Here is a 7,066-nt window from a genome sequence, read left to right as displayed (position 1 = left end):
TCCCAGGCCCGTTTAACGACCGTGTCGCGTGCACAGACGCCCCGTCCGCCGTGCGGCCGGGCTGGGGCTGCCCCCGGCCGCACGCGCGACCCCCGGCGGCACCGTGCCGAGGCCGGCATTCAGCAGCTGGTCGCCGGCGCAGGCGGGATCGAACGAGGACATCCAACAACTGCAACGGCTGCACGCCGCCCCACCTATCGGGCTACCGATAGACCAGCAAGAAGTCCCACCACAACTCACACAACCCACGATTCCCGACGCATCACCGAGACCCCCAGCCCAGGGACCCGCAACACGGCCCCACCCCGAAGAAAACGATCAAGGAACCGCGAAACACCAACCCGAACAACCCCGACAACCTCCCATCCCACCCAGGGCTTCGGCGTAGTCGTGACGTGAGCGGGTTGCCCCGATTTGTTCTGGTGGCGATCTGGATGCAGAGCGGGCACGGGCTTCCCTGGGTGGCGATGTGAGGGCCCCGACGGTGGGGTCATGGCCCGCCATTACCCCGGGTTCACTGAGCGGGTCTTCGCGCGGGGCGCACCGTTAATACGGTGGTGGTGGGAGAGGGTGAGTTGCTTGGATCGGCGCATGGAGAACTCGATCTGGGACGCGTTGCTGCCGGTGGTCCGGGAAGAGGTGGACGGGCTGATCAGGAGTGGTGGGCGGCTTCGCGCGGTGAAGCTCATCCTGGAGGCGCACCCCGGGCCGCGTCCTCAGCTGCGCGACGCTGTGGAGGTGATGAGCGAGCGCGCGGCGGAGCTGCAGGAGCCCGGATGGTGAATATTCGACCGGCAGGGCTTCAGCGTTCTCGTGTGGGGCGCGGTTTGTGGCGGTCTGTCAGCTTGGTGGGGTCCCGGAACGTGGCAGGCGCGAACTTCCAAGATCATGGAGTTCTCGACGTCCCATGATCCGAGTGGAAGACCGTGCCTGTCGACGCATCATCGCCGATCCCGCCTGCTCTTGACCAGCTCCGCCGGCAGCCCGAGCCCCGGCCCGAGGAGATCCCGGGCCTACTGGAACAGTTCGCGGAGGTGCCGGATCCTCGTGATCCGCGCGGGGTGCGCCACGCCTTGGTCGTTGTGCTCGCACTGACCGCGTGCGCGGTGCTGGCCGGGGCGACATCGGCTGTGGCGGTCGGTGAGTGGGGCGCCGTCGCCCCGGCCCATGTGCTGGAACGTCTCGGCGTCCGGCCGGATCCGCTGCTACCCACGCGGCTTCGGCCCGCCGAGTCGACGGTCCGCCGGCTGCTGGCCCGCATCGACGGCGACGCGCTCGACCGGGCGGTCGGCCGCTGGCTCTCGGACCGCCACCCGAAGGCGAAGGGCGCCAGCGGCCTGCGTGGCGTGTCCGTGGACGGCAAGAGCCTGCGAGGAGTCGCCAGGGCCCACGGCCGCAAGATCCATCTGATCGCCGCGATGGAGCACACCACCGGCCTGGTCCTGGCCCAGCTGGACGTCGGCGAGAAGACGAACGAAATCACTTGCTTCCAGCCGCTGCTGGACGCCGTCGCGGACCTGGCCGGAGTAGTCGTGACCAGCGGCGCGATGCACACCCAGCGCGACCACGCCACCTACCTCCTCGGCCGAAGGGCGCACTACATCGCGATCGCCAAGGACAACCAGAAGAGCCTCCGCAAACAGCTGAGGTCCCTTCCCTGGAGGGACATCCCGCTGCTGGGCCGCACCAGGAATACCAGCCACGGACGCTCCGAGATCCGCCGGATCAAGGTCGCCACCGTCAACAATCTGCTCTTCCCCGGCGCCCGCCAGGCCATCCAGATCAAGCGTCGTCGCACCAACCGCAAGACTGGAACGACCACCATCAAGACCGTCTACGCGGTCACCAGCCTCACTGCCGCCCAGACGACCGCGGCCCAACTCGCCCAGCTGATCCGCGACCACTGGAACATCGAGGCCCTGCACCACATCCGCGACACCACCTTCGCCGAGGACGCCTCCCAACTGCGGACAGGCAACGCACCCCGCGCGATGGCGACCTTCCGCAACCTGGCCATCGGCACCCTAAAACGGACCGGCGTCACCAACATCGCCGCCGCCCTCCGCCGCAACGCCCGCGACCCCCGGCGACCGCTCGGGCTCCTCGGCCTTGCGTGATCATAAAAGGGACACCACTCGACTATGCCGAAGCCCTGCCATCCCACCCACAACACCCCAGACCAGAACCACGACCCACAACCGATCCGATGGGGCCAGCCACAGCGGCGGCGGCTTCGTCGAGCGTGCGGAAACGGACGCCGGCTCCGGTGGCAGGGTCGAGGAGGCAGCGGCCGTAGAGGCGGCCCAGCCGTCGGGGCGCAGCTCGGCTTGGCCGACCTCGTCGTCGCCCAGGAGCAGCGGGTGGATGGTCGGTCCTGGCGGGTTGGCGGGGCCTGCCAGTGATTCGTCACGTGGGCTATCAAGGTTGGCCGGGTTGGCTGCCGAGGCTGCCGGTGATTCATCACGTGAGCCATCAAGGTTGGCGGAGATGGTTGCTGTGTCTGCGGATGATTCGTCCCGCGGCGCGCGGGTAGTCCGGTGCCGCCGTGCCGCGGGCGCAGCCGGGTGGTGAGGCGGCCGGGGCGGGCAGGTGCCGGTGGGCTTCGGCGCAGTATCGCGCGGCGTGCGCGGCCCGGCTGGCTATCGGGGCGGCTGGTGGTCAGGTCCCGGTGCGTACCAGGTGGGCGTAGGCGACGACGTTGCCCTGGTAGCCGGTCTTCTTGGTGAAGTCGCCACCGCAGGTGATGAGGCGGAGTTCCGGTCGGCCCGTTCGGCCGTAGACCTTGTCGCTGGGGTAGTGGTCCTTGGGGTAGACCTCGACTGCGTCGACCGTGAAGACGGCGGTGGTGTCGTCCTTCCGGTCGATGTGTACCTCGGCTCCCGGGTGCAGGCGGCCCAGAGCATAGAAGACGGAGGGCCCGTGCTTGTTGTCGACGTGGCCGGCCATCACGGCGGTGCCGTTCTGGCCAGGTGCAGCGCCTGCCTGGTACCAGCCAACGAGGTTGTTGTTGTCGGGTGGGGGTGGCTGGAGTTGGCCCTTGTCGTCGAGAGCGATGGGAGTGACGGGGGCTTCGACATCGATGGTGCGGATGCGGATCCGGGTGGGTGGCGAGGCGCTCATGGCGAGCGTCGCGGGTGTGGCTGCCGGCTGGTCGGTGGCCTTGGGGGGCGTGGAGAACATCTGTGCCGCGGTCGGCTGGGGTGGCAGTTCGGTGCGGTGGCCTTCCCTGACGAGCCACACCCCGGCGACGAGAATCAGGGAGGCCGTGACGATCGCGGCCCACAACACTCTGAATCCGCGCACTGCCGTCTCCTCGTCCGGGTGTGAGCGTCGCCTCGCCGCGACGCGGAGGAAAGTGTCAGCGGCCGGCCCCGGCGAACTCGGGGCCACCGGGATGGGCCGATCCGAGGTTCTCTCATCGTTTCATCCGACGACAGCGCAGTGCGGTGACACCCCGAGACCGAACGGGTGATGCGCACACATCGGACCACCGCCCGACCTACTGGGCCCGGGCCGTCCATTACCTGATTGCAAGTTGTGGACGATCACGTAATTCCCCAGGGCTGCGGCCACTAATCCCCCAGAGGCCTCCCAGGGGCGACCGCCGTTCCATGGGGAATTACGCGAGCACCAGGGTGGGGAATTCTCCGATCGTCGACGCTAGTCAAGCGCCGTGCAGACCTGCACTGTTGATCACGAAGAGTCACCCGTATGCGCCGACCTCAATGGCGTGGACGCACCGGGCTGGCCGCATATCGTATTTGCATGCGATCTCCGCTCGGAGGGCTGCATCTAGAAGAGGGAATCGTAATTGCCTCCCCATTTTGTAGCCCTGGGAAGAGATCTCACGTCTTCGGCCTCTTGAATTCAATTCCATTAGGTCCTCCCGAGAGATTGGCACCTAAATGAACTCGGCTGTCTCGGCACCACCTTCCCGCCGCGGGTTCACCGTCCGGTTCTCCGCGGCGCTCTTACTGACCGTCTCCGCCGCGGGGATGGCAGTTCTGCCGACCCCCGCCCACGCGATCGGCGTGGCGGTGCCGCTCGGGACGGCGGACAGCTTCGCCGTCCTGGCCGGCCAGTCCGTCACGAACACCGGCCCGAGCACGATCACGGGGGATGTCGGGGTGAGCCCGGGGACCTCGGTGACCGGCTTTCCTCCCGGCACGGTGAACGGTGTCATCCACTCCGCCGACGCCGTCGCACAGCAGGCGCAGACCGACCTGACCGTCGCTTACAACAACGCGGCCGGGCAGGCCTCGGACGCCAGCATCTCGGGCGACCTCGGCGGCCAGACGCTGGATCCGGGTGTCTACACCGCGTCCTCCTCGATCGGACTGACGGGGACGCTGACTCTCGACGCCCACGGCGACCCGAATGCGGTGTGGATCTTCCAGGTAGGCTCCACGCTCACCACCGCCTCCGCGAGCCAGGTGCTCCTGGTGAACGGCGCGGCGCCCTGCAACGTCTTCTGGAAGATCGGCAGCTCGGCCACCATCGGGACCAACTCGACCTTCGTCGGGAACATCCTGGCGCTGACGTCCATCTCGGCCACTACCGGGGCGACCATTGACGGCCGGGCCCTGGCCCGCAACGGGTCCGTCACCCTGGACACCAACACCATCACCCGGGAAACGTGCCCCACCGGCGGGACAACCGGCGGCACGACCGGCGGGACAACCGGCGGCACGACCGGCGGCACGACCGGCGGCACGACCGGCGGGACAACCGGCGGCACGACCGGCGGGACAACCGGCGGGACAACCGGCGGGACAACCGGCGGGACAACCGGCGGCACGACCGGCGGGGCCGGCAACGGTGGGGCCGGCAACGGTGGTGGCCACGGGCGGCCTCCCGTCGGCGGCGTGGACACGGGTGTCGGCGGCTCAGTCAGAGGGCCGAACACCATCGAGATCGCGGCGGGCGCCGCGCTCATCGGACTGCCACTGGCGGGCGCCGGGGTCTTCGTCCTGCGCCGACGCGCGCGGTCCGTCTCCTGACCCACGACCCGGGACGGGCGTGAATGTCCCCACGCGAGTGACCTCGCGCGGGGACATCACCGCACGTCGGCCGGATACATCCACCCACAGACACGCGCAAGTGCAGGCCCGCAGAGAGGGAGCGATGAACGACACCGACCACAGCGGGCCACCCCCCGGATGCTCCGTCATCTCCCCCGCAACGGAGGCCTCCCCGACGTCGGCCGAACCGGCGGAGGCCCCGTCCTCGGACCAAGCCCTGTCGCTGCCAGCCGCGATCACGGTGGCCGTTGCGACCGTCCTGTGCGTCATGGCGGCAGTCACCCATGTCTGCCTGGTGTTCCTGCACATCGCACCGTCCAACGCGGTCTCCCGGCAGTACCAACGGCAGATCGATACCTGGATCTACCCCTACTTCGAGCAGAACTGGCAACTGTTCGCCCCGAACCCCGAGTCGGTGCGCTGGCAGATCTCGGCCCGGGCATCGACATCGGCCCCGGACGGTTCCCGGCAGACCGGCGCATGGCAGGACCTGACCGCGATCGACGACGCCGCCGTACGGCACAGCGCGTTCCCCAGCCACACAGCGCAGAACATGCTGCGCCGCGCGTGGGCCGCCTACCTGGAAACGAACGGCCCCACCGACCGGCCCACAACGGAACGTGCACGGATGCTGCAGGAGTACCTGGCGAACATCGCCGCCCGGCGCCTGACCGGCAACGCACCGCCCGCCTTCGACGCCGTCCAGTTGCGCGTCACCGGCACGCCGATCGCACCACCCGGGCGATCGACCCCCCGAACCGCACCCTCCGGCAGCACGCCCTCCAACGCCAGGTACCTCCCCTGGTGGCAGGTGGAATCCCATGACCGCTGACCCCCGCCACGACCCCGTCACCCGCGCGTTCGCCTTCCTCACCGAACGCGCCGTGTCCCTGCGCGCCGCCGCCCTGCTCAGGATCGGCTACGGGCTGCTCTACCTCACCTTCCTGCTGCGGGAGTTCCCGCACCGCGACGAGATCTGGGGGCCCGGCTCGCCGTGGACACCGGAACTCGCACGCGAACTCCAGGCACAAAACGGTGAATTCACCATCCTCACCCTCTCGGACAGCAGTACCTGGTTCGAAGCCTGCTACGTGCTCGCCCTCGTGACGTCCGCACTGTTCGCCCTGGGATGGCACACCAGGGCGGTCTCCGTCCTGTTCGCCCTCGTGGTGACCTCGTTCCACAGCCGTGCCGTCCTCATGACGGACGGCGGCGACAACCTCATCGCACTGATGGCCACCTACCTCGCCCTCACCGCGTGCGGCCGCCGCTGGTCGCTGGACTCCCGCCGGGCAAGGTCGGCCCGCCCCACCCCCGGGCCCGTGCACCCCTGGCGCCGGTACGCCGAGCCCGTCCGCAGCCGACTGGCCGTCCTCCTCCACAACTGCGGCATGTTCGTCATCGCCGCCCAGGTCTGCATCCTCTACGGCTCCGCCGGCCTCTCCAAGGTGCAAGGAAGCCTCTGGCGCGACGGCACCGCACTGCACTACGCCCTCCACCTCGACCTGTTCCGGCCCTGGCCCGCACTGTCGGCACTGGCCGACAGCCACCCGCTGCTCCTCACGGCCGTCTGCTACCTGACCGTACTCGTCCAGGTCGCCTTCCCCTTCACCCTGTTCAGCAAGGTCAAGTACACCGTTCTCGCCGTCCTGCTCGGCATGCACCTCGGGATCGCCCTCCTCCTAGGGCTCCCCCTCTTCTCCTTCGCCATGATCACCGCCGACGCCGTGTTCCTCCCCGACGCCCTCCTCCTACGCCTCGGCCGAACCGCCCAAGCCTCCGTGCGCAGGGCCCATCCCCGAACGCCCATCCCCGCACCCACCCCACCAGCCCTGGGCACGCCCGCCCCCCGAATCCCCGAAGGCCATTGACCGAAGCACAACCCGAACGGTCCGGGCCTCCAGCGGCAACGGCCCGCACGACAGTTCCGAGGCCGCCCTCCCGTTTTATCTTGAGTTTTAACCTTCCGTGACCGCCAGGATGTGCGATCCGTTCACCCACATGGGGATTCACCGGAAACGGTGACGACCTCCGGTTCACGCTGT

The 7,066-nt window shown here is 68.8% G+C and carries 6 protein-coding genes; 5 read left to right on the top strand and 1 reads right to left on the bottom strand.

Going from position 1 to position 7,066, the window contains the following annotated elements; all coding sequences use genetic code 11:
* Window positions 1-591 precede the first annotated feature (591 nt).
* Both AB0442_RS41240 and AB0442_RS41235 read left to right on the top strand, forming a co-directional pair.
* Window positions 592-783 carry a hypothetical protein gene (locus AB0442_RS41240; protein ID WP_366168665.1) on the top strand — a complete coding sequence of 64 codons (192 nt, stop codon included), beginning with the start codon at window positions 592-594 and terminating at the stop codon, window positions 781-783.
* Window positions 784-926: 143 nt separating this feature from the next.
* Window positions 927-2,117, top strand: a complete 1,191-nt coding sequence (locus AB0442_RS41235; protein WP_366168664.1) for an ISAs1 family transposase — start codon at window positions 927-929, stop codon at window positions 2,115-2,117.
* Between the two features lie 541 nt (window positions 2,118-2,658).
* On the opposite strand, the gene AB0442_RS41230 is transcribed toward AB0442_RS41235, so the two are convergent.
* Complete coding sequence (locus AB0442_RS41230) at window positions 2,659-3,303, bottom strand: class F sortase (protein ID WP_366168663.1); 645 nt, start codon at window positions 3,301-3,303, stop codon at window positions 2,659-2,661.
* A gap of 692 nt (window positions 3,304-3,995) precedes the next feature.
* Between AB0442_RS41230 and AB0442_RS41225 the strand changes: the two genes are divergently transcribed.
* The 3 genes from AB0442_RS41225 (at window position 3,996) to AB0442_RS41215 (ending at window position 6,892) form a co-directional block, all read left to right on the top strand.
* Window positions 3,996-5,000, top strand: coding sequence for an ice-binding family protein (locus AB0442_RS41225; RefSeq protein ID WP_366168662.1), 1,005 nt, complete (start codon window positions 3,996-3,998; stop codon window positions 4,998-5,000).
* 289 nt (window positions 5,001-5,289) lie between these two features.
* Window positions 5,290-5,853 (top strand): DUF5819 family protein, encoded by a 564-nt coding sequence (locus AB0442_RS41220; protein ID WP_366168661.1) that lies wholly within the window; start codon window positions 5,290-5,292, stop codon window positions 5,851-5,853.
* Window positions 5,843-6,892, top strand: coding sequence for an HTTM domain-containing protein (locus AB0442_RS41215; protein ID WP_366168660.1), 1,050 nt, complete (start codon window positions 5,843-5,845; stop codon window positions 6,890-6,892). The genes AB0442_RS41220 and AB0442_RS41215 overlap by 11 nt, the downstream gene beginning before the upstream one ends.
* Window positions 6,893-7,066: the final 174 nt, after the last annotated feature.

Source organism: Kitasatospora sp. NPDC085895 (genome assembly GCF_040702125.1).
In the GTDB taxonomy this organism is placed as follows: domain Bacteria; phylum Actinomycetota; class Actinomycetes; order Streptomycetales; family Streptomycetaceae; genus Kitasatospora; species Kitasatospora arboriphila.
This window is presented reverse-complemented; position numbering and strand designations above follow the sequence as displayed.